The 18,430-nt window shown below is 60.6% G+C and carries 19 protein-coding genes; 6 read left to right on the top strand and 13 right to left on the bottom strand.

The genetic code is table 11. The features are described from left to right. Nucleotides 1-106: 106 nt before the first annotated feature. The 3 genes from QQJ96_RS06875 (at nt 107) to QQJ96_RS06865 (ending at nt 4,531) form a co-directional block, all read left to right on the top strand. Complete coding sequence (locus QQJ96_RS06875) at nt 107-3,610, top strand: patatin-like phospholipase family protein (protein ID WP_284331231.1); 3,504 nt, start codon at nt 107-109, stop codon at nt 3,608-3,610. A gap of 59 nt (nt 3,611-3,669) precedes the next feature. Continuing rightward, a complete protein-coding gene (locus QQJ96_RS06870; protein WP_284331230.1) occupies nt 3,670-4,068 on the top strand; it encodes a hypothetical protein in 399 nt (132 codons plus the stop codon). A gap of 118 nt (nt 4,069-4,186) precedes the next feature. Continuing rightward, complete coding sequence (locus tag QQJ96_RS06865; RefSeq protein ID WP_284331229.1) at nt 4,187-4,531, top strand: TfoX/Sxy family protein; 345 nt, start codon at nt 4,187-4,189, stop codon at nt 4,529-4,531. Between the two features lie 65 nt (nt 4,532-4,596). Here the strand turns inward: QQJ96_RS06865 and QQJ96_RS06860 are convergent, their stop codons facing one another. Genes QQJ96_RS06860 through QQJ96_RS06850 form a run of 3 tightly spaced genes read right to left on the bottom strand, consistent with a single transcriptional unit; the run spans nt 4,597 to nt 6,257 of the window. Beyond that, complete coding sequence (locus QQJ96_RS06860; protein ID WP_284331228.1) at nt 4,597-5,220, bottom strand: SRPBCC family protein; 624 nt, start codon at nt 5,218-5,220, stop codon at nt 4,597-4,599. A 51-nt stretch (nt 5,221-5,271) separates the two neighbouring features. Further along, nucleotides 5,272-5,706 (bottom strand): DoxX family protein, encoded by a 435-nt coding sequence (locus QQJ96_RS06855; protein WP_284331227.1) that lies wholly within the window; start codon nt 5,704-5,706, stop codon nt 5,272-5,274. Then, nucleotides 5,703-6,257: a MarR family winged helix-turn-helix transcriptional regulator gene (locus QQJ96_RS06850; RefSeq protein ID WP_284331226.1), complete on the bottom strand. Its 555-nt coding sequence runs from the start codon at nt 6,255-6,257 to the stop codon at nt 5,703-5,705. The genes QQJ96_RS06855 and QQJ96_RS06850 overlap by 4 nt, the downstream gene beginning before the upstream one ends. A 156-nt stretch (nt 6,258-6,413) precedes the next feature. Here QQJ96_RS06850 and QQJ96_RS06845 point away from each other — a divergent pair, with 156 nt between their 5' ends. Continuing rightward, the gene (locus QQJ96_RS06845) at nt 6,414-6,755 is read left to right on the top strand and encodes a hypothetical protein (RefSeq protein WP_284331225.1); all 342 of its coding nucleotides are present in this window, start codon (nt 6,414-6,416) and stop codon (nt 6,753-6,755) included. 31 nt (nt 6,756-6,786) lie between these two features. After that, the gene (locus QQJ96_RS06840) at nt 6,787-7,224 is read left to right on the top strand and encodes a type II toxin-antitoxin system HicB family antitoxin (protein ID WP_284331224.1); all 438 of its coding nucleotides are present in this window, start codon (nt 6,787-6,789) and stop codon (nt 7,222-7,224) included. Nucleotides 7,225-7,253: 29 nt separating this feature from the next. On the opposite strand, the gene QQJ96_RS06835 is transcribed toward QQJ96_RS06840, so the two are convergent. The 8 genes from QQJ96_RS06835 to QQJ96_RS06800 all read right to left on the bottom strand — a co-directional run bounded on the left by QQJ96_RS06835 (nt 7,254) and on the right by QQJ96_RS06800 (nt 15,037). Further along, on the bottom strand, nt 7,254-8,255 hold the full coding sequence (locus QQJ96_RS06835) for a hypothetical protein (protein WP_284331223.1): 1,002 nt from the start codon (nt 8,253-8,255) through the stop codon (nt 7,254-7,256). Nucleotides 8,256-8,399: 144 nt separating this feature from the next. Beyond that, nucleotides 8,400-9,509 carry an ABC transporter substrate-binding protein gene (locus QQJ96_RS06830; RefSeq protein ID WP_284331222.1) on the bottom strand — a complete coding sequence of 370 codons (1,110 nt, stop codon included), beginning with the start codon at nt 9,507-9,509 and terminating at the stop codon, nt 8,400-8,402. Nucleotides 9,510-9,562: 53 nt separating this feature from the next. Next, entirely contained in the window at nt 9,563-10,225 is a 663-nt protein-coding gene (locus QQJ96_RS06825; protein ID WP_284331221.1) for a CPBP family intramembrane glutamic endopeptidase, read from the bottom strand. 1 nt (nt 10,226) lies between these two features. Continuing rightward, complete coding sequence (locus QQJ96_RS06820) at nt 10,227-10,832, bottom strand: TetR/AcrR family transcriptional regulator (protein WP_284331220.1); 606 nt, start codon at nt 10,830-10,832, stop codon at nt 10,227-10,229. A gap of 103 nt (nt 10,833-10,935) precedes the next feature. Then, nucleotides 10,936-11,589 (bottom strand): DUF2894 domain-containing protein, encoded by a 654-nt coding sequence (locus tag QQJ96_RS06815; RefSeq protein ID WP_284331219.1) that lies wholly within the window; start codon nt 11,587-11,589, stop codon nt 10,936-10,938. Further along, a complete protein-coding gene (locus QQJ96_RS06810; protein ID WP_284331218.1) occupies nt 11,579-12,220 on the bottom strand; it encodes an OmpA family protein in 642 nt (213 codons plus the stop codon). The genes QQJ96_RS06815 and QQJ96_RS06810 overlap by 11 nt, the downstream gene beginning before the upstream one ends. Then, nucleotides 12,217-14,313 (bottom strand): DUF802 domain-containing protein, encoded by a 2,097-nt coding sequence (locus QQJ96_RS06805; RefSeq protein ID WP_284331217.1) that lies wholly within the window; start codon nt 14,311-14,313, stop codon nt 12,217-12,219. The genes QQJ96_RS06810 and QQJ96_RS06805 overlap by 4 nt, the downstream gene beginning before the upstream one ends. A 10-nt stretch (nt 14,314-14,323) precedes the next feature. Next, nucleotides 14,324-15,037, bottom strand: a complete 714-nt coding sequence (locus tag QQJ96_RS06800) for a DUF3348 domain-containing protein (protein WP_284331216.1) — start codon at nt 15,035-15,037, stop codon at nt 14,324-14,326. A gap of 589 nt (nt 15,038-15,626) precedes the next feature. Between QQJ96_RS06800 and QQJ96_RS06795 the strand changes: the two genes are divergently transcribed. Next, nucleotides 15,627-17,012: a PKD domain-containing protein gene (locus QQJ96_RS06795; protein ID WP_284331215.1), complete on the top strand. Its 1,386-nt coding sequence runs from the start codon at nt 15,627-15,629 to the stop codon at nt 17,010-17,012. A 108-nt stretch (nt 17,013-17,120) separates the two neighbouring features. Here the strand turns inward: QQJ96_RS06795 and QQJ96_RS06790 are convergent, their stop codons facing one another. Further along, entirely contained in the window at nt 17,121-18,125 is a 1,005-nt protein-coding gene (locus QQJ96_RS06790) for a TauD/TfdA family dioxygenase (RefSeq protein ID WP_284331214.1), read from the bottom strand. Between the two features lie 96 nt (nt 18,126-18,221). Further along, a complete protein-coding gene (locus QQJ96_RS06785) occupies nt 18,222-18,428 on the bottom strand; it encodes an MbtH family protein (RefSeq protein WP_284331213.1) in 207 nt (68 codons plus the stop codon). Nucleotides 18,429-18,430: the final 2 nt, after the last annotated feature.

The following is an 18,430-nucleotide window of genomic DNA, read 5'->3' as shown; positions in this document are numbered from 1 at the left end:
GCGACGGTATCGACCGCCTGCCAGCGGTACTGTTGCCTCGATGTATCGGATGCGGGATCTTCGGTACGCCGCCTTGTGCTGCGCGCCACACGACAAGGAGGCAGCCATGGCAGCAGAGGATGTATTACCCGGTGATGCGCATCGCGATCGGGAAGCCGTGCGGCAAAGACGCGCGGCCCTGAAAAACGCTGACGGCACGCCACAGCTTGCGCCGGACGCGCCGATCATCGGCCTGGCGCTCTCCGGCGGTGGCATCCGCAGCGCCACCTTTTGCCTCGGCCTGCTCCGTGCGCTCGCCAAGAACGGTGTCCTGCATCGCTTCGACTACCTGTCCACGGTCTCCGGTGGCGGCTACATCGGTGCGATGCTCGGGCGCCTGTTCCATCGCGGGTCCTCCGGCGCCGCCAAGCATGTCGAGGCCGGCATGGCCGACGATAGATCGCTGCTGTTGTGGTGGCTTCGCAATAACGGGCGCTTTCTGCTGCCTTCGGGGGGAAAGGACATACTCCAGGCATTCGCGGGCCAGTTTCGCGGCTTCCTGGCCACGCAATTCGAGGTCATGGTGGTTGCCATGTTCCTGACTTGCCTGGTGGTGTTGCCGCACGTGCTCTATTCCTGGCGACTCGGGCCGAGCGCGGTGCCGCTGTTGAGTTTCACGTTGTGGTGGTGGGGGTTGCCGGTGGCGGGAATACTCGCGCTAATCACCATCGACGCCTACTGGATACTCGGCTTGGCGCCCCGTATCGGGTTCGGTATTTCCCTCCTCGCCATCGCGGTCGGCGGCTACTTGGCCTATCTCGGCTTCGCGTCGCCAATGACCTTGTCCGCCTCCTTGCTATGGGTTGTTCGCGTCGCCGCGCTGGCGATCCTTTCAGTCGTGCCCGGATGGGTATGTGCGGTGGTCAGCAATCGGCGGCGCGAGCAGGAGAGCAACCGCATCCTCTACACCAAGCGGCTGGCGTACTGCTTCCTGTTGGCTGGCATGTGCCTGGTGCTGGGTTGCCTGGACATGGGCGGCTGGATGCTGCGTGACATTTTTCTGGCCGTGTTGAATGGCGAATCGCAACTCGCCCTGCCTTGGGGCATCGGCTGGACCTCGCTGCTATTGATAGTCGCCCGCGCCATCGCACCCTTGTTGACGTCGAAGGAGCGGGTCGCGGCCACCGGCTTGCCGTTGGAGACCCTGGGCAACCTGCTGGGCCTGATCCTCATCTTGCTGGTGGCGGTGTTCTGGCTTGGCGTCTTCCAGATGATCCTGCTGCCTAGTGTCGAGGGTTCGTACATGGGCGTGCCGGCGGCTTATTTTTACCTCCCGGCCGTTGTCGTCGTCGGTGCGCTATTCCTATGCTTTACCGGCAACGAGGTGCAGCAACTGAATCGCTCGTCGCTGCATTATTTCTATCGCTCACGGCTGGCGCGATCTTATGTTGCCGTGGGCAATTATGGCGCGGCGAGCGGTGCCACGACCGCGCGATTTCCGGTTTGTCCGCTGCAGACCGACAGTCCTGCCCTGGTCGAGGGCACGCAGCGTGTCTCCGATCTGCTCCCGGGCGACGACGTGCTTTTGGGTGAATATCGTCCGCACGCAGCGGGCGGCCCCGTTCACCTGATCAATTGCTGCATCAACCAGACCACCGATGATCGCACCGGCTTGTTCAATGCCGATCGCAAAGGCGTCAGCCTTACGGTGGGGCCGCTAGGAGTGGAAACTGGCACTCAGCTTCCGAGCACCTCCCATCAGGCGGTACTGGAGCAAACGACACTGGCCGAATGGGTGGCGATATCCGGGGCGGCGGTTGGATCGGGCATGGGCTCGCTCACCAAGCCCGGTGTGGCGGTGATGACATTCCTAAGCGGCTTCCGCCTGGGCTATTGGCGGCGTTCACTGACCAGGAGCGCCGAGGCATCACGGGTAGGCTTGGCCAAGTACGCCTCGCTGCTGCGGGAGATGTTTGCCCATTTCCCGGGTTTGAATGCGCCTTATTGGTATCTCTCCGACGGCGGTCATTTTGATAATACCGGGGTGTATGCCCTGCTGAAGCGTCGACTGCCGCTGATCGTGCTGGCCGATTGCGGCGCCGATCCGGATTATCTATTTCGCGATGTGGAAAACCTGGTGCGCAAGGCGCGCATCGATCACGACGCCCTGATCGAATTCGTCGATGCCGACAGCCTCACGCCGTTCGTCGGCCCACTGGCTGCACGATTCGGAACGCCTACCTCGATCGCGCCCGGGGAAGGAGAGGGCTGTCTCATGCTTGCCCGCATCACCTATGCGAAGGGGCAGCAGGGTGCTTTGCTGGTGGTGAAACCTCGCGTGGTGCCGGATCTCGAACTGGACATCTCAGGATACGCCAGCCGCAACCAGGATTTTCCCCAACAGAGCACGCTCAATCAGTTCTTCAGCGAAGAAGAATGGGAGGCCTATTGCGCCCTGGGCCTGATGTTGGGGCGATGGGTTGACGCTTCGGTGCTCGATTCAGCGACCCAATGGGCCTGGCAAGGACAGGTGGCGCCCACACCGGCTGCCGGTTTGAGTTCGCCGACGCCGGCCGCGGCGAAAGCGCCCAGACGAGTTGCCGCAACGGTTGGCAAATCCTTGGGCGCCGGCGCCTTGATCACCAGCCTGTTGGCCGGCTGGCAGGCGTGGAGCGACTACCAGAAACAAAAGCAGACGCAGGACTCCGCGTTCGAAACCGTCGTGGACGAGGCATTCAAAGAGCTGAGTTCGGCTACCACCGGTTTTACGCCGGAGTTCAAGTTCCAATTGAATACCTTGCATAGCCGTGCGGTTCGCTATCAGCTTTCCAGCGATCAGCAGGCAACGATGCAGGAGATCGGCGAACAGATCCAGGCCTTGTGCGCAGACAAGAACACCGACGCGAGCCTGAAGGGCGATTGCATGGACATCGCGGCGAAATGGGGAAACGGCGACGTCAGCGCGAGAAGTTACTGGAGCGTCCCTCTCGCGCGTTATACCAACTGGCCTACGCGGTCGAGTACGGAAGCATCCCAGCCGGCAAGTACGCTGGCTGAGCTTTCTCTTCCCAGCATAGTTCCGCCACCTCCGCCACCTCCGCCACCCATGGTCGAGCCGCCGATGGCGATGGCATCGACACCAGCAGCTGCTCGCGCGCCGGTTCTTGTCGAGGCCGAATCGATGGTATCGCCCGCTGGCGGGGCGGCAAGGTCGAGAAATGAGATGGCAACCGCAGCAAAAAGCACCGACTTGGCCTCGGCATCTACGCAAGTAAGCCAGCAATGCGCACGCAGCGACGGGCGCTTGTTCACCCTCTACACCCAGATCTACGACGAACAGCAGCGGGCTTCCGCGCTACAGCTGCTTTCCAATATCCGTCCCTTCGGCATCGTCGTTCCGGACGTGGAGAACGTGACCGCAACGGCGAAGCGCAATCAACGCAAACCACCGATTCCCTGGAGCAAGCCGACACTGCTCTATGGTACGGATGGGCAACAATGCGCGCAGGCTCTGTCGGCTTGGATGCACGGCCACTTGGGCGATGTCCAAGCGCTCCCGCTTCCATCCTCCATGGCAACCGGCAACCATGTCATCGAGTTATGGCTGCCACCGCCGACGAACAGCCCTTGAGTCATCGCATATTTACGCAGCACTCGTGAACTTAAGACGAGGACAACCGGAGGATCGTCATGTCGAACTCGCCCCAATATCAGGTGGTTTTTCAGTTCATGTTCCAGCAGAACTTCACAGGAACCATCGAACTGGATATCACGGACAACAATAGTTTTCTCATCGCCCCATCACAGAGGGCTCAGCTGGCACCTTATCTAGGGAACGATACGCCGCCGCTATTGAATTTCGGCATGAGCAGCAAGCAGCTGTTCTTTAGTATCGATGGCGGCGTGGGTGGCCGCGGTTTGCAGAGCATCGTGTGGTCGAGCTTTACCAGCGATGCAGGCGATGCGAGTCTGATGGTCGAGCTGCAGGTATCTTCGCCCGAAGTGACGGCCTACTACGCGGTGCTCGGGGCAGGGGGCGGCAGCGGCAGCCTAAATAACGGCATGAACAGCATTGTCGTCATCAGCTGATCGCGGGCAAAGCGAGCGCACCCAAGATTTCGCGCCGCTAACATCATGGGGTACCGCGGGTCCACGGCGACAAGCTTCGTGGCCGGCGGCCCGGGGCAAATATTGGATTGCATACAGAATGGCTACCCAACAAGATTTCGTCGACTACGTGATGGAGCAAGTGGCGCTTGGCGATCGCTTGACGCAAAAGAAGATGTTTGGCGAGTATGCTTTGTACGTCGATGGGAAGGTCGTCGCCTTCGCCTGTGACAACAGCCTCTTCATAAAACCTTCCACGGCTTCCACCAAGTTGTCGCTAGAGCTTCCGCGGCGTCCCCCTTACCCCGGCGCCAAGGACTACCTGGTTGCCGACGAACTGCTGGACGACTCCGACCGGATTCGCCAACTTGTTCTGGAAACCGCAGCGCTGATGCCGATGCCCAAGGCGAAGAAGGCAACGTCACCACGCAAGTCCGGCAAGTAACCCGTAGGCTGGGATGCTAATCCCAGCCTCTTTCGGAGATATGGCGGGCCTGCAAGTCAGCATTTCTATACGGCGCCTTTCGCACCCGTTCCCTCTGCCTGTGCCTTCAAGCTGGTCAATCCCTTGTCGAATTCACCGCCGACCATCTTGTCCATGTTGAAGCACACGCCGAACAGCTTCTGCATGTAAGTCGAGACACCGGTCATTTCCCAGGAAACTTCGGTGGCGGCGCCTTGCGGCTGTAAAGTGAAGTGGACGGTGTTGGTAGCCTTCATCGGCTTTTCGAATTGCAGGCTCATCGTGACGCGCCGGGCGGGCAGGGTATCGGTGATTTGCATGCGGCCTTTGCCGCCTCGCCCGGTGCTGTCCCAGTCGTAGCTTCCAGTCTTTCCCTCTGTGGAGGCGCCGTAGGTTACCTTGAGCGAGGGATCGCCTTTGGCGAAGGGATTCCATTCGTTGAAGCGGCGCAGATCGTTGATCAGGGGGTAGATCGCTTCTGCGGGCGCATCGATCGCTACCGATCGAGCAATGCGAAATTCATTCGGGCGCGTGGCGGCGTAAACCAGAAGACACACTACAGCCGCGATAAGTACTAGCCCAACAATGGCAATGATGCTGAACATGATGCATACCTCCGTTTGGAAAGCGTGTCGTTGCTCAACCACCACATCGACTTCGTCGAGGTGCAAGTGAATGGCGACGGGTGACCCTTGCGGGATGAGTGAAACTTGACGAATCTTTTAACGGCGCCAGGGGAACACGGCCCGTAGGCTTGCGTTGCGTAGATACAGTCCGCCCCAGATAAAGATCGCGAGATAGACGCCGGATAGAATGTGCGTAGCAAGCGGGTTGCCGACCCGGATGTGGCTTGCGACCGCTCCGCCGAGGTAGGCGGTGAGCAGCACAGCCCCTAGTACGGACGTGCGGGGGATGACGTAGAGCAAGGTGCTCAGCAGCATTATCGCGGCCAGCAGGTGCGCAAAGTCGGCCGTGGCTGGGTAGCCGAGTTGCGCGCTGGCTTGAAGCACGACCGGCAGCGCCATCAGCTTCATGCCTGCATCGAGCAGCAGGAAGAGTACGGCGAATGCGGTCAAGCCATAACCCACGCGGCGCATGGCGGGGGAGGTCGAGGTTTGTACGGCAGGGAACTGGCTGCGGGCTTGGAGCGAAGTCATGATGCTTTCTCCTTGGATCGGTGGGTTGGTTGGGTGCCTGTCGATTTATTTCCTCGCCGCATTTCCTCTGCGCATTCGGCGGCGAGTGCCGTGGTGCGCTCCAGAAAAGACGCGATCGTTTCAAGCTCTTCGGCCGTGAACGTGCGCCACAGCTCGTACATGCGAGCCTGACTGGGCATGAACATCTCCTTGATTGGCTCAATAGCGTCGTGGCGACTGCATACCCAGACCTTGCGGCGATCGGTGGCGTCGTCACGGCGCTCGACATAGCCCGCCTTGACCAATCGGTCGACCAGGGCCGTGACGGAACCGGAGGTGAGCCCGGTGGCTTTGACCAGCTCGCCGGCCAGCACCTTTTTCCGCATATAGATGATGTCCAGCACGCGCAGGTCGGTGGTATGCAGTCCGAAATGATTGGCCACGATCTGGCTGGTCACGACCGTCTGGGCGGCCATCTCGCGGATCAAGACGTCAACCCGGCCAACCCGCTCGTCGAGGGTTTTGCGACTCGGCGCGGGTGCGCGTTTGGGGGGCTTGCTTGAGGTGTTCAAGGCGGTGGTGCTCCAGTGATCGTGAAATAACTCTACAGTCAAATATCTTGATAGTCAAGATATTTGAAGTGATGGACAATGGCGCTGGAGACCTGAGCTTCCAGGGCACGTTTTTTAGGAAAAAGCCTTATAGAACAATCCATTAGAGGAGGTTGTATGGCAATCCTGAGAGAATGGCGCGCGGAAATACGCCGCGAGCTGAAAGACGAATATGTGGAGTACGTCACCGCGACGGGGCTGGCCGAATACCGGCGCACGGAAGGCAACCTGGGCGCGGTGATCGCGGTACGGGATCTCGATGCGAGGCGATCGGAGATCGTCACGCTCAGCTGGTGGAAAGACGAAGCCTCGATCAGGGCATTCGCCGGCGACGATATTTCGCACTCCCGTTACTACCCTGAAGACGACCAGTACCTGCTGACGCACCCGGAAACCGTCCAGCACTACGACTCGTCGATGCCTTGCGAGTCGTCCGAGGATGAGCGGATGCTTATCTGATTGACAGCCTGGCTTTAGGTACGTGAGCAGAATGGCGAAAAAAGCGCGCAAAATTGGTGCACCCAAGATTGCACACGTTTTTAAAACATATTCCTATTTCCGCGTACGCAAGAGCAGGGTAAAAAAGAATAAACGGAATCAAATGATGAATTATCGTCATTACACCTATCGAGTCATGTGGTCTGAAGAAGATCAGGAATACATAGGCCTGTGCGCCGAGTTTCCGAGCCTTTCATGGTTGGCCGAAGATCTTCAAAAAGCGCTGGCTGGGATCCTCGATGTGGTCCGCGATGTCGTAGTCGACATGCAGAAAAATGGGGAAGCGTTGCCGGAGCCTCTCAGCAGCAAATCTTACTCTGGCAAGTTTCAGGTGCGCATCCCGCCGGAGCGGCATAAAGCACTAGCCATTCGCGCAGCAGAAGAGGGTATTAGTCTGAATCGCTACGTTTCAGACAAGCTATGCGCATGATTAAGAGCCGTCCAACGCCTAAGAAAGGCCTAGTTGCTGTCCGCCAGCGCAGTTAGCGCACTGCGGGTCTCCGTCTCCGCCTTCTGTGGCGACCATGAGGCCATTTCACTCAAGCTGTGGCTGCGGCTCAGGACGCGTATGACGTGCAGTCCAAGCCAATATCCCGAGCGATTGGGCAGCTTGGCTTGGAACTGGGTTCGCCCCGAGTCAAACCAGCGCACATAGGTATCCGATGTCTTGTGTTTCGCCGGATCTATGGTCATTACGTCCGCGTCCAGGAGAAAGCGCTTTGCCACCGCGGGCAATGTCGCATCCGGCAAAGCACCAAGATCGTTCTGAAGAAGGTACTCCCCATCGGTGTGCCCGGGCGACACGACCGTGCTCACGTAAGTCGCCAATCCCTCTTCAAAAAGCGGTAGCAGCAAATGCGTGCTTGGCATCACGCCATCGTTGGTGATGCCGGCATGTTCGGCATCCCATAAATGGAACAGCTCGTGTGGCAGCAGCACATCCAATTGCGCTTTTTCCAGCAGCAGGGAATCGACCGCCAGTGTAAGCACCGGTGTGCCGTCGGGCAGGATGCCGCTCTTGGCATCGAAATTGGGGGAGAGCACCACGACCGCGCGAGGTTGCCCCGACGCACCGAAATACTGGGCGAATCGTTTCGCTTGCACACCCAGCGCAGTATTGATGGCCTGGGTTTCTTCCGGTATGCCCTTGCCCATGCTGCGGTACTCATCAAACCGGGCTTTCAATTGAAGGTCTTTCTGCTTGCGCCAGTCCGGATTGTCGCGGACTTCCCAGACAACGGATTGATAAATCGCCTCACGGGGTTGCTCAATGTACTTGTCCCAGAGCGCCTCCTGTTCGGCGAATGGCTTGTCCTTGGCTGCTTGCCAGAACGAGATGAAGGATTGATCGATCGGCGGCGCGGCATCGCCATGCCGCGAAGCTGCGACAGCCGGAAGGCTGGCCACCCATGCCGTGGCAGCCACGCTTAGCAAGGCCCGAACCGAAGCTGGCTTTTTCATGCTCTATCCTGGAACCGCGGTGAATAAGCGAGGGCAGATGGAACGGCCTTGTCGCATGTAAGTGATTCACTAGCCATAGACCATATGGCCTATGGACGGTTGCGGGTACTTGGAGCGCGAACCTTGCTCTGGTGAGTCGGGCACTCAGCTGGTATGCAGTACCCGAAAACGATGAGGCTCCTTCGGATCGCGATCCACGACTTGCACTGGTGGCCAAGTCCATTGCCACACGCTGATGCCTGGCGCGCGGGAGAACTGGATCTTCCCGCGGGTGCCTTCGACGGAAACGCGCGACCAACATTCTTTATTGCGCGTCAGATCCAAGCCTTGGCGCAGCACATCGGCAAGCACCGCGATCGTGTCGTAGCCCTCGAAGGCGACGAAGGAGGGCGCTTCGTTCAGTCGTTCGCGAAGAGCTACCTCGACTCGGGCGCCGAGCGCGCTGAAGCGCTCGGGCAAGTAGCGCAAGAACGGGATCGAGTTGCCGTCGTCGCCCAGCAACGTTGCCCACTCGGTCAACTCCGGTTGGCCTGCTGGAGCGCCCATCAGTAGTTCGGCGAGACGCGGGTCGCGACGCACGGACCTGACGATCGACACTGCCGGCTCCGAGTGGCCGGCCAGAAGGAGGAGGGCTGTTACGCGATGGTTGATCAATTCATCGCACACGGCCCTGGGTGCAAGCACGCTCATGTCGAGTTCGGTGATCGTGCCGCCCCGTGGCGTAAGGTGGTCGCGCAGAATGCGCGCCCCTGCTGTCCAGTAGACACTCGGCTGAATGGCTACGGCGATTCGACGGTAGCCTGCGCTGAGGAGGAAGTCGGCGTAGATGCGCCAACCGTGGGACTGTGCCGGGGCGAGGCGCGCTACCCAATCCGTCGGCTGTTCGGTGAGTGCGTCGAGCACCGCGGATGAGCAAACGAAGGGCAGGCCAAGGGCATTGGCGCGGGCAGCTACAGCGCGAGCAACGACGCTGTGATATTCCCCCGCTAGTGCGACTACGCCCAGGCTGGCCAATTCATCCACGGCCGCTGTGGCGCGCTGTGGATCCGCCGCGGTATCTCGGACGATCAGTTCGAGCGGTCTTCCCTGGATTCCGCCTGTGTCATTCACTTCTCGAACAGCCAGTTCGAGTCCGGCAAGCAGGTGTTCGCCTGCTTGGACCCAGCCGGGTCGGCTTCGCGGAACGAGTGCGCCGATGCGGATGGATGGCGCATCGGTGCGTTTAGCTTCGGGTGACGACGGTGATGTATTCACTTGAGTTCCAGAGAGCGCAGTTGCAAGAGCGACCTGTTTTTACCAAGCGCCACTCAGCCCGACAGAAAAGCAGCCGCGTCAACGATGAAATGGGCCAGCATGCATGCCCACAGGTTTCGGCGCCACAGGTAAAACACAGTAAAGATCGCGCCGGCCGCGCCGGCCACCAGAACGTGATGCCAGCCCCAGCTGCCGACATGATCCAGCGCGAACACCGAGCAACTGAGCGCGCCGGCGACAAAGCGGCTGCCGGTAAGCTCCTGCAGTCGCTCGACAGCATAGCCACGGAAAAGCAGTTCCTCGGATACTGCTGCGCGTACCACGATCAAGCCATTGAGCCAGTAGGGAATCGTCGCCAGCTGGGCCAGGTGCTGGTTTTCAGACCAGTTGAGAGCCGGAAACACAACGTAGTAGATCAGTCCAAGGCAGGCGAGTATCAGCAGGCCGACAAAAAACGCCAGCGACCAATCTTTCCAGCCCGGTCGCCGGAACCCGACTGAGGCAAGCGGACGTCGCTCCACTTTGATTACATAGCCAAGCAATGCGGCAACCAGGCCCCAATAAAGCAGCTCTTTGCCAATTAGCTGGCCAAGTCCGGTGAGTTCGTTCCAGTTGCCGGACAGCAAACTGATGCCTCCCAGCGCCAGCAACAGCCCGCCCAGCGTGCGCATGGTGGGCCTGCCAGGTGTAGGCGCAGCAGCAATCGTTGCGACCATGTCATGTTCCCCGTTTACGTGTGGATGTACTACGCGGCTTGAGGGTGGCGCTCGCACGATGCAGGCGCGCCTGCTCCACCAGGCCGATGAAGCGGTCGAGCGCATGGGTGGTGCGCTTGCGGTCGCCGGTGTTCATCAGCTCCAGGAACAGGCCGTCGAATACGGCGATCGGCAAGCTGGCCATGGCCGCGTCGCGCTCGTCGTCCGGCATCACGCGCTTGACCAGCTCTAACCAGCTCGCCGCGTGGTTTTTTAACAGGTGGCCGTAGGTTTCCGGGTTGCGGGCCGCCAGTATCTGTAGCTCATAGAGCAGCTTCAGATAGGGGAAATTCTCTGCTGTGATCGCCCAATCCCAGAACCGGCGCAACGGCTTGGTTCCTTTCGGTGCATGGGCATCTGCCAGAGCCTGCAACGAGCTGCGCAGATGTCCATGCATCGCATCCATCGCTGCGGCCAACAAACCTTCCTTGGAACCGAAGTGGTAGATCAGCAGGCGCGCACTGGTGCCCAGCTCGGCGGCAAGTGGTCGCAGCGACAGCTCCGACAGGCCATGTGCCAGCAAGTAATCGATCAGTGCGGCGGTGAGTTCTTCTTTGCGAGGTTGCATGTAACGAACGTTACATGTAACGTTCGTTACACGTCAAGCCGTGGCCGACAGACCGCAATGGCTACCCAATGAGCTGCGGCCAGTCGATCGGCATGCTTGCTGCTCATTTGTCTCCCGCGCGCTTTCTGGCACTCCTGCCAGGAGGCGTATCTTTGGCCGCATCGGCCAAGATCCCGCTTGCGCCGATCTGCGTTAGCCATGACAGGTCATCGACGTATGCCAGGAAGTGCCGCAGATACTCGGGTGAGCTTTCGCGCATGAGCGCGATCGAACGATGGACGAGCGCGCTTGAATTGAGCGGGCCTGCGTCCGTGGGTACCTGCTCCAACGACTGTTGCAACTGGCTTTCGGCACGTAGTCGGGACCAGGTTTTCCTGAAGTCGTCGAGCAGCCCCAGGCTTGGAAAGCTGTCGCGCCGAAGCAGGGCGTCATTCGCCCCGAGTTCGTTGCTGCGTGCCGCCACATGGCTGTCGATGTGCTTGGTCAGTGCGCCGAGGGCTCCACGCTCCGGAGCGGATGGTACTGGCGCAGGGTCGGTCGCATCGGCGTTGAAGGCGGCCTTATCCAGATCACTGGCATAGGCATCAAGCAGCCTGGCCAGTTTTTCGTCCAGCATCGCGCGTGCTTTTCCGCCATGTCCGGCCGTACGCCGCGCCATCGCCGCGATAAATTGAAAGCGGACCGGATCCATGCGATCGGCGCGCTGCTTGCGCCACCTATCGAGCGTCAGCTTGGCGCGAGTTCGGCTAGGGCTCATGGGGGGGCGTTGTTGCCGATGGTGGACTGGGCAATGGGGCGATTTCAACGCGCCGGTTTCTCGCCCGTCCTTCGTCATTGGCATTCGGGGCCACGGGCTGCTGCGAGCCGAATGCAGCGGCGAATATCGCGGAGGCGGGGATGCCTTCGGCAATCAGGGTACGCGTAACGGTCAGCGCGCGTTCCGCCGACAACTCCCAGTTGTCGGCGAACTGGCGATTGCCGTCGCGCACTTGCTGGTCATCGGTGAAGCCGCTCACCATCAGCATGCCGCCGCGAGCTTTCAGGTAGTTTGACAGAGGGCCGGCCAGGCTCTTCAACACCTCGCGGCCTTCCGGTTGCAGTTGATCGGAGTTGAGCGCGAACAGCACATTGCCGGCAATGCCGATGCGCCCGTTAACAAGGGTGACGCGGCCCGCCGCCAACGGTACTGCCAACGCCTGCTCCAGGGCCTTGCTGCGCTGGGCCTCGGCCTGCCGCTGCCTGATCTCGTCGTCCAAACGATTGGACAATTGCAGCTGCACCCCGATCACGCCCACCAGGATCAGCACGAACACGCCAAGCAGCACCGACATCAGGTCACCGAAGGCGGCCCAGATCGGCGCCGTCGATACTTCCATGTCGTCGTTCATGCGCTTTGGGTTCCGACCGACGCGGGCTGCTGGGTCATGCGTTGCAGATCCTCGATGATCTGCTTTTGCGAAAGCATGCTCAGGTCGATCACTTCCCTGGCTTGCGCCACGTAATAGGCGAGCTGTTCGTCACTGCGCACCAGCGACTTGTCCAGCGCGCCGGCGATCTGCTGCAAGTGTTCCGTCAAGACCTGGTTCGACTGGCCAAATAGCTGGACCGCCGTCCCGAATGCCTCGCCCAGGCTCGCTACCTCTACCGCGCCACTGGTGACCTGTGCCGCCGCCGCGTCCAGCTTGCCGACCTCCGCCTCGATCTGGCCGGAGAAGCGAGTACTGACCCGCTCCAGCAAGTCCGCCGAGGTGGTCACCAGCGCGTCGACCGCAACCCGTTGTTCGGTGGACGCGTGATTGACGGCATCGAGCAGGGTTTGCAGTGTGCTCAGCAAACGGTTGCGCTCCTCCAGCATGGCGTTGTCACGAGCCATGCTTTCAGAAAGACTACGGCGTAGTTCGGCGATGACGTCAGCGGCCACCTTGGGCGCTTCCGATGCAGCTTGTACGAGACGCAGAACCTCAGCGATGGTATCGCTGGTATGTGTCTGCATTTGTGCCGACACCTCGTGCATGGTCCGGGCCAGCGTGTCGCAGACTGCCGTTTGCCGCTGCGCGGCTTGCTCGTCCTGTTGCACCCAACGCTGGTTCAAGGCCGTGGTCATCGTGGCGAAGGTCTCGCTCCAGGTGGCCAGGCGCTGCTCGTCGCGCGATTCCAGCACGGCCTGCAAATCCGTATGCGACCGGTGCACGACATCGACCAGCGACGTTGCATGCTCTTTGAAGGTCACGGCAGCCGCGCTCAGCGCTTGCTCATGTCCAGTGGTCAGCTCCGCATGGACTGTCTCTTGGCGCGACAACGCCTCATTCCAGCCGTTCGACAGCTGGTTCGTCATCTGGTCGAGGCGCGTGGCGATGTTTTCGACCAGATCGAGCGAGCGGCGGTCGAAGGTCTCGGTGAGATGAGTCTGCGCAAGGCGCAAATCTTCGGCAAGCGCCGCATTCGATTGGCGGTGTTGCGCCAATGACTCGTTCCAGATGCCCGCCACGGCCGTAGTGGTTTGCTCAAAGCCAGCGGATAGCTCATCCAATTGACGCTGTACCGCATGCGTAACGGTGCCGTGCATGGCAGCCGTTTCGCGCACCAGGCCCGCCATGGTGGCCTCCATGGCAGGCTGCAACACGGCGCTGACGGCATGAGCGCTTTCGGTGGCGCTGCGCTGCAAGGATTGCTCCACTGAGGTGGCCAGGCGTAGATAAGCCGCCTCGGTGGTGGCGTGAAAGGCTTGCTGGTTGGCCAGTTGCCGCTCGCTCGCGGCGATGCTTTGCTGCTCCATGGTCGCCATCATCGCCTGCAACTGATGGACGAGGGCAGGCATCAGCTCGGTCTGCTGTTGCAACAGCTTGAACGTTTCCTCGCGCCGATGGGCGGTCGAATGGACGCGCAGCGTCGTCGCGATTTTCACATCCAGCCGTTGCACCGCCTGGAGCCGCTCGCGCTGGTAGAGCGCGGAAAGCAGGCCGAGCATGGCCGAGCTGGCGACACCCGCCATGGAGGTGCCGAAGGCAAACCCCAGTCCCTTGATCGGAGCAGCGAGAGACCCGCGGATGGCTTGCAAATCCGTTGCGCTTTCCAGCGCCAAGCCGGTACCCCTGAGCGTAGCCATCATGCCAAGCAGCGTGCCTAGCATGCCGAGCAGGACCAGCAATCCGACCAGATACGGCGTTAGCGTCGGCCCTGGCAGCGTTGCGCGCTCACCTTCGATGCGCAGGCGCACCGGTGTGCGCAGGCGCTGGGGCAGCACGTCGAGCCACTCGTTCAGGCTGGTCGGCGGTGCGGTCAGGCCGGCGACGGCATGCTGCAGCGTGGCCGTAGCGCGCCGATAGCGATGCAACTCGAATCCGCCGGCGAGATAACAAATTCCAATGGCCATCGCGACGGTGGCGCCCAGTGCATTGGAACCGACATAACCCACGCCGATCCAGCCCACGGCCACAAGGCCTGCAAGGAATACGGCAAGATAAAGAAGATTTCTGGACATAGTTTCCGATTCAGCAGGCGCGAAGCGCTGCAAGCAAGCCATCGACCGGTTGAAAACGAACCTCCAGTTCGGCGAGCAGCAGGCTCTGCATGTCTTTGCGAAAGACGCCCAGCCACGCGCTTTCCGACAGCTGTGCGTCGGCGGGCGAGTCCTGCCTGGATTGACGCAAGCGTTCGAAGCGCTGGCCAAGCAGGGCGGGCACGCTGGCCATCACTTTGAGCTCGCGCGGGCTCAACGCCATCTCCATGACGGCATCCACTTCCGCCAGACGGGCCATTTCCGCCGATCTTTGCGCAAGCACGCCGCGGAGTTGGCTGCGCAGGTTGCCGATCGCCGTATGCATGCGCCGTTGCAGGGTGAGGTAGTGCTGACGAAAGACTGTGTAGTCGATGGGTACGCCCAAGTCTTTTTCTTTGCTGCCCGCCTTTGCCTGGCCATGCGCCAATGCCTGGTCGCCGGCAATGGCTTGGATCAAGCCCATGCGCACGCGCGCGCACGCATCTTCTACGGTGTTGTCAAGGTGTGGGGCGCCGGAGTCCACCTCGGACGGCTTGTCGTCCAGTGCCGTCGACAGTGCAATCGCCTGGCGCCAATCCAGCCAATGGCTGAGCCGGTGCGGCACCGACTGGCCAGGCGCGGGCACGTCGACGGCATCCGTCAAGCGAGCAAGCAGGCGGATGAAGGTCGGTCCACGGAGGGGCGCGCGTGGGGTGGTTTGCATCATGATTACAGGCAAAAGTCGGATAGTTTACACGCTAACGCCAGGTAAGGCCTCCTTGGGGCGCCGCGTATCCCTGCGAGCACCCGATTAGGGCCATGTCCCAGTTAACGGGTATCTGCTCCCTCCCTTACGTGAGGCGCGTAGGCTGGGATGCTAATCCCAGCTTTCTATGCGGCATCCGGATGCTGGGATTGTCATCCCAGCCTACGCGCTCAAACATTACGGCAAGCTCGTACAACCCCACCCCAACCCTCCCCTGCCAAACAGGGGAGGGAGCTGTATGTCGCGCAGTGGAGACATAACGCGAATCAGGTACGAGCAGAGAACGGATTGCCTCTGCGTCGTCACAAAACATCGACAAAAATGTCGAACCGTTGACAGTGCGCGGCAGCTCAACGCAAGCAAAAAAATGCAGGTAGGGTTGTGTCAGCGCAATCCGTTTTATGGGACTATGGCTTGCTGTTCATAAGCAAGACTGCGGCACGTTTGGGGCAAGCTCGGAAGATACGTACTCCCATCTTCGCGACAAGCGAAGGTAAGGAGTTGAACACGTGCCGTCTTCCATCGCACTCGCATGCATCGGGGAATACTCATGAAGAGCAAGATCGCGTTGTGGTGTTTTATTGCCTGCCTGTTGGCAGGTATGGCCGGTGTGGCTTCGGCCTCCAGCCCGCAAGAAGAATCCGAAGCCGAACACGAGCAAATGATCGCAACGCCCAATGCCAGCAGCGGCAGTTGCGGTGTGGAGCGCTGGTCGGTCAAGACGGGTACCGATCCCGATGCCGGCCTGGTCAATCTCAACAGTCCGGTTCCGCAAACCATTAGCTATCTGACTTCGCTAACGGCGCCCAGCTCGCCGCCGGCCAATAGTCGCGTGCAACCGACCGAAACTACCTTGTATGTAGTCGATGCCACCTTGGTCGAATATAAGTTGGAGAGCGATTCGGATTACCACCTGGTGCTCAAGGACGCCCAGGGCAACACCATGATCGCGGAGATTCCCGATCCGGCCTGCGTCGGTGCAGGCAGTCCCTTCGCTGCGGGCATTCAAAACGCACGTAGCGAGTTCGATGGCAAATATACCGCTACGACCAGCTTCCAGACGGCAAATATTCCAGTGGAAGTTCGCGGAGTAGGCTTCTTCGACTTCAATCACGGCCAGACTGGCGTCGCCCCGAATGCGATCGAGCTGCATGCGGTGCTCGACATCAATTTCAATCCCACCAGTGGTGGCGGCGATGTTCCGCCAGTGGCGAACTTCAGCGATTCGACCAACGGATTGACCGCATCGTTCACCAACAGCTCCACCGACAGCGACGGCACGGTAGTGTCCAGCTCCTGGGATTTTGGTGACGGCAGCACGGCCACCGACACCAGCCCAAGTCATACCTATGCGGCCGCAGGCACCTATAACGTGACCTTGACCGTAACGGATAATGGAGGCATGACTGGCACCAAGACCAGTGCGGTGACGGTGTCCTCGGGCAGCACCGGCGGCAGCACCCAATTGCTGGGCAATACCAGTTTCGAAAGCAGCACCGCGGCGCCCTGGGCGATGAGCAGCAGCGTGATGTGCACCAACAGCACTTGCTCCGGCGAAACGGCGCATACCGGAACGGGTTTTGCGTGGCTGGATGGTTATGGCAGCGTGCACACGGATACGGTGTCGCAGGCAGTCACGATTCCTGCCGGCGAGACTAGCGCAAGCTTGGCGTTCTGGCTGCATATCGATACCGCCGAAACCTCGACCACCAATGCCTACGACACGCTCAAGGTGCAGGTGCTCGATGGTTCCGGCACTGTGCTCGGCACGGTGGCGCAGTTCTCCAATCTCGACGCCGCATCGGGCTACCAGCAGCACACTGTCGACCTGAGTGCCTACATCGGGCAGTCGATCACCTTGCAGTTCATCGGCACTGAGGATGCGCAGAAGCAGACCTCATTCGTGTTGGATGACGTGACCTTGAACGTGCAGTAAGGATCAAGCGTTCGCAAGCGGACCAGGGATGGTCCGCCGAAGCGCGTAGGCTGGGATGACAATCCCAGCATCGGGGTGCCGTGGGGAAGCTGGGATTGGCATCCCAGCCTACGCTTGCGCCAATGCCTCACCGGCTGCGGCGCTGCGCGGCAGGGTCTGGTTCGACTCCAATAGCGAGGCCAGCAGTTTGCGCTCTCCGCAATAAGTGCGACGACCGTGCGCAACCTGGATATTGTCGATCAGCGCGATATCGCCTGCCTGCCAATGAATGTCCACGGCCGCCGCGTCGAAAGCGGCGCGAATCTGTTGCAGCGTGTCGGGTTCGATGGCCTCACCATTGCCATAGTAGGCGTTGCGTGGCAACAGGTCCGGGCCGAAGGCATCCAGCATGAAGTTCAAGGTTTCCTCGCCCAGGGCGGAGGGGTGGAACAGGTGGGCCTGGTTGAACAGGAAGTTTTCCTGGCGCGCCGGGTGACGGACCACACCCGGATTGATTTGCGAGGTTTTCAGCACGTCGTCTTCCAGCCATTCGTACTGGATTTCGTTGAGTGCGCAAAACTCCTCGACGTCCGTGAACTGATCGGTCTGGAACACCTCCTGCCAGGACAGGTCGATATTGCCGTGGAATACGCGGTCGTAACGCACTCCTAGCTGCTGGAATTTTTCGACGATGCTGGGATCGAGCTGGCGCTGCACCTCCAGCATGTCTGCCAGCGGCGTGGCGCCGCCGGCTTCTGCCGGCTTCACGCAACAGAACGCCAGCTTGCGTGGCCAGATGCGTTGATAGGAGTTTTCGTTGTGCATGGGTATCTCGCGGTCGGCGGGATACTCGGTGGCGGTGTAGAAGCCTTTGCCCTGGCGCGTACGTGGCGTGGAGCGATACACGTATTCGAGCGGTTCGATGCCCAGTGCCTGGATGAACGTGCCGAAGGCTTCCGCGCTAGCCGTGCCGAAGCCGCGAAACAGCACCGCGCCATGTTCGGTCAGTCGCTGCATGACGCTGCCGCGGTGGGCGGCAAGATAGTCTTCGATAGCGCCGGCGTTGCCGTCGGACTCGATCAGGTACGGCATGCGGCGGTCGGGGCTGAGTGGCCCCTCGTTTGGACGAGTCATCGTTGATGATTCCAGATGGGGATGGAAGGCGGCCAAGTACGTTCACAGGCACCGAGGGCGAGCATCGCGACGAAGCTCGCCCTCGTCTCATGCTGGTCAGCCGTCCATCGCCACCAGGCTGGCCGGGCGCATGTCGGTCCAATTCTGTTCGACGTAGTCGAGCGCTTCCTGGCGCGGGCCAGGGCCGTGCACCACTTTCCAGCCGGCCGGCACCTCGGCGAATTCCGGCCACAGTGAGTGCTGGTTTTCGTGGTTGACCAGGACCAGGAAGCTGCCGTTGGCGTCTTCGAAGGGATTGCTCATGG

This window comes from Dyella flagellata (genome assembly GCF_030160275.1).
Lineage (GTDB): Bacteria > Pseudomonadota > Gammaproteobacteria > Xanthomonadales > Rhodanobacteraceae > Dyella_B > Dyella_B flagellata.
The sequence above is the reverse complement of the archived record's forward strand: the minus strand, read 5'-3'. Positions and strand labels throughout refer to the sequence as shown.

What these genes read in the sequence shown, in the direction of transcription:
- QQJ96_RS06875 (WP_284331231.1), top strand. Translation starts at nt 107, where the DNA reads ATGGCAGCAGAGGATGTATTACCCGGTGATGCGCATCGCGATCGGGAA.
- QQJ96_RS06870 (WP_284331230.1), top strand. Translation starts at nt 3,670, where the DNA reads ATGTCGAACTCGCCCCAATATCAGGTGGTTTTTCAGTTCATGTTCCAG.
- QQJ96_RS06865 (WP_284331229.1), top strand. Translation starts at nt 4,187, where the DNA reads ATGGCTACCCAACAAGATTTCGTCGACTACGTGATGGAGCAAGTGGCG.
- QQJ96_RS06855 (WP_284331227.1), bottom strand. Translation starts at nt 5,706, where the DNA reads ATGACTTCGCTCCAAGCCCGCAGCCAGTTCCCTGCCGTACAAACCTCG.
- QQJ96_RS06845 (WP_284331225.1), top strand. Translation starts at nt 6,414, where the DNA reads ATGGCAATCCTGAGAGAATGGCGCGCGGAAATACGCCGCGAGCTGAAA.
- QQJ96_RS06840 (WP_284331224.1), top strand. Translation starts at nt 6,787, where the DNA reads ATGGCGAAAAAAGCGCGCAAAATTGGTGCACCCAAGATTGCACACGTT.
- QQJ96_RS06835 (WP_284331223.1), bottom strand. Translation starts at nt 8,255, where the DNA reads ATGAAAAAGCCAGCTTCGGTTCGGGCCTTGCTAAGCGTGGCTGCCACG.
- QQJ96_RS06825 (WP_284331221.1), bottom strand. Translation starts at nt 10,225, where the DNA reads ATGGTCGCAACGATTGCTGCTGCGCCTACACCTGGCAGGCCCACCATG.
- QQJ96_RS06820 (WP_284331220.1), bottom strand. Translation starts at nt 10,832, where the DNA reads ATGCAACCTCGCAAAGAAGAACTCACCGCCGCACTGATCGATTACTTG.
- QQJ96_RS06815 (WP_284331219.1), bottom strand. Translation starts at nt 11,589, where the DNA reads ATGAGCCCTAGCCGAACTCGCGCCAAGCTGACGCTCGATAGGTGGCGC.
- QQJ96_RS06810 (WP_284331218.1), bottom strand. Translation starts at nt 12,220, where the DNA reads ATGAACGACGACATGGAAGTATCGACGGCGCCGATCTGGGCCGCCTTC.
- QQJ96_RS06805 (WP_284331217.1), bottom strand. Translation starts at nt 14,313, where the DNA reads ATGTCCAGAAATCTTCTTTATCTTGCCGTATTCCTTGCAGGCCTTGTG.
- QQJ96_RS06800 (WP_284331216.1), bottom strand. Translation starts at nt 15,037, where the DNA reads ATGATGCAAACCACCCCACGCGCGCCCCTCCGTGGACCGACCTTCATC.
- QQJ96_RS06795 (WP_284331215.1), top strand. Translation starts at nt 15,627, where the DNA reads ATGAAGAGCAAGATCGCGTTGTGGTGTTTTATTGCCTGCCTGTTGGCA.
- QQJ96_RS06790 (WP_284331214.1), bottom strand. Translation starts at nt 18,125, where the DNA reads ATGACTCGTCCAAACGAGGGGCCACTCAGCCCCGACCGCCGCATGCCG.
- QQJ96_RS06785 (WP_284331213.1), bottom strand. Translation starts at nt 18,428, where the DNA reads ATGAGCAATCCCTTCGAAGACGCCAACGGCAGCTTCCTGGTCCTGGTC.